This is a genomic window from Neptunomonas sp. ABH4_499 (genome assembly GCF_056160565.1).
In genome coordinates this window covers 1-3,138 of the sequence record NZ_JBSWXK010000033.1, presented here as the reverse complement: position 1 = coordinate 3,138, position 3,138 = coordinate 1, and the positions used below count along the sequence as shown (strand labels likewise).

1 rRNA gene is annotated in these 3,138 nt (G+C 51.0%); it reads right to left on the bottom strand.

What is annotated here, in order from left to right:
• Window positions 1–110: 110 nt before the first annotated feature.
• Window positions 111–3,002, bottom strand: a 23S ribosomal RNA gene (locus ACXAF9_RS18080).
• Between the last annotated feature and the right edge of the window lie 136 nt (window positions 3,003–3,138).

Sequence of the window (3,138 nt, the reverse complement as noted above, 5' to 3'; positions counted from 1 at the left end):
TTGTTTTCAAGTCTTAGTCACTACTCATTAGTTACTAAGCCCTGATCTTAACTCTACAAGCACACAGTGATTTCTATCTAACTGTCTCATACACACGCCTTTGGCGTTATATGGTCAAGCCGCACGAGCAATTAGTACTGGTTAGCTTAACGCCTCACAACGCTTCCACACCCAGCCTATCAACGTCCTGGTCTTGAACGGCTCTTTAGGGGGCTCAAGGCCCCAGTGAGATCTCATCTTGAAGGGGGCTTCCCGCTTAGATGCTTTCAGCGGTTATCCCGTCCGAACATAGCTACCCGGCAATGCCACTGGCGTGACAACCGGAACACCAGAGGTTCGTTCACCCCGGTCCTCTCGTACTAGGAGCAACTCTTCTCAAATCTCAAACGCCCACGGCAGATAGGGACCGAACTGTCTCACGACGTTCTAAACCCAGCTCGCGTACCACTTTAAATGGCGAACAGCCATACCCTTGGGACCGGCTTCAGCCCCAGGATGTGATGAGCCGACATCGAGGTGCCAAACTCCCCCGTCGATGTGAACTCTTGGGAGGAATCAGCCTGTTATCCCCGGAGTACCTTTTATCCGTTGAGCGATGGCCCTTCCATACAGAACCACCGGATCACTAGCACCTACTTTCGTACCTGCTCGACGTGTCTGTCTCGCAGTTAAGCACCCTTATGCGCTTGCACTCATTGGCTGATTTCCGACCAGCCTGAGGGTACCTTCGTGCTCCTCCGTTACTCTTTGGGAGGAGACCGCCCCAGTCAAACTACCCACCACACAATGTCCTCGATCCCGATAAGGGACCTGAGTTAGAACCTCAACAGTACCAGGCTGGTATTTCAAGATTGGCTCCATGCATACTGGCGTACACACTTCAAAGCCTCCCAGCTATCCTACACAAGTAATGTCAAAGTCCACTGTGAAGCTATAGTAAAGGTTCACGGGGTCTTTCCGTCTAGCCGCGGGTACGCTGCATCTTCACAGCGAGTTCAATTTCACTGAGTCTCGGGTGGAGACAGTGTGGCCATCGTTACGCCATTCGTGCAGGTCGGAACTTACCCGACAAGGAATTTCGCTACCTTAGGACCGTTATAGTTACGGCCGCCGTTTACCGGGGCTTCGATCAAGAGCTTCGCCGAAGCTAACCCCATCAATTAACCTTCCGGCACCGGGCAGGCGTCACACCCTATACGTCCACTTTCGTGTTTGCAGAGTGCTATGTTTTTAATAAACAGTCGCAGCCACCTGGTATCTTCGACTGACAACAGCTTACGGAGTAAATCCGATCACCGTCACCAGCGTGCCTTCTCCCGAAGTTACGGCACCATTTTGCCTAGTTCCTTCACCCGAGTTCTCTCATACGCCTTGGTATTCTCTACCTGACCACCTGTGTCGGTTTGGGGTACGGTTCGTTATAACCTGAAGCTTAGAAGCTTTTCCTGGAAGCATGGCATCAACCACTTCTCTCCACATGGGAGATCGTCATCAGCTCTCGGCCTTAATAAGATCCCGGATTTTCCTAAGATCTCAGCCTACCGCCTTAAACACAGACAACCAACGCTGTGCTGGCCTAGCCTTCTCCGTCCCTCCTTCGCAGTTATAACAAGTACGGGAATATTAACCCGTTTCCCATCGACTACGCATTTCTGCCTCGCCTTAGGGGCCGACTCACCCTGCCTCGAATAGCGTTGGACAGGAACCCTTGGTCTTCCGGCGGGGAGGTTTTTCACCTCCCTTATCGTTACTTATGTCAGCATTCGCACTTCTGATACCTCCACGGTGCCTCCCGGCTTCCGCTTCAACGGCTTACAGAACGCTCCTCTACCATGCCATAAATGGCATCCGCAGCTTCGGTGTCTAGTTTGAGCCCCGTTATATCTTCCGCGCAGGCCGACTCGACTAGTGAGCTATTACGCTTTCTTTAAAGGGTGGCTGCTTCTAAGCCAACCTCCTAGCTGTCTAAGCCTTCCCACATCGTTTCCCACTTAACTAGAACTTTGGGACCTTAGCTGGCGGTCTGGGTTGTTTCCCTTTCCACGACGGACGTTAGCACCCGCCGTGTGTCTCCCATGATTGCACTCATTGGTATTCGGAGTTTGCATCGGGTTGGTAAGTCGGGATGACCCCCTAGCCGAAACAGTGCTCTACCCCCAATGGTGAGACATGAGGCGCTACCTAAATAGCTTTCGAGGAGAACCAGCTATCTCCGAGCTTGATTAGCCTTTCACTCCGATCCACAGGTCATCCGCTGGCTTTTCAACGACAGTCGGTTCGGTCCTCCAGTTGATGTTACTCAACCTTCAACCTGCCCATGGATAGATCGCCCGGTTTCGGGTCTACTCCCAGCAACTAAACGCCCTATTAAGACTCGGTTTCCCTACGCCTCCCCTATTCGGTTAAGCTTGCTACTGAAAGTAAGTCGCTGACCCATTATACAAAAGGTACGCAGTCACCGTCCTAAAACGGCTCCCACTGCTTGTACGTACACGGTTTCAGGATCTATTTCACTCCCCTCACAGGGGTTCTTTTCGCCTTTCCCTCACGGTACTGGTTCACTATCGGTCAGTCAGGAGTATTTAGCCTTGGAGGATGGTCCCCCCATATTCAGACAGGATAACACGTGTCCCGTCCTACTCGATTTCACTGCTTATATGTTTTCAAATACGGGGCTATCACCCACTATGGCCGCACTTTCCAGAGCGTTCTTTTAACAACAAAGCAGCTTAAGGGCTGGTCCCCGTTCGCTCGCCGCTACTAAGGGAATCTCGGTTGATTTCTTTTCCTCCGGGTACTTAGATGTTTCAGTTCCCCGGGTTCGCCTCTCTATACCTATGTATTCAGTATAAAGATACCCAACAAGTTGGGTGGGTTTCCCCATTCGGACATCGTCGGATCACAGGTCGTTTATCACCTTCCCGACGCTTTTCGCAGATTACCACGTCCTTCATCGCCTCTGACTGCCAAGGCATCCACCGTGCACGCTTTGTCACTTGACCATATAACCCGAAGGCGTCTGTTCAAGAGACAGTTTTGTAACGATAAAAATCACCTATTGGCGCTTGTATAAATTTACAAGAACTTGTTTTCATCAATCCACATTGTTAAAGAGCGTTTAAAGCTAAGATGCTTTAA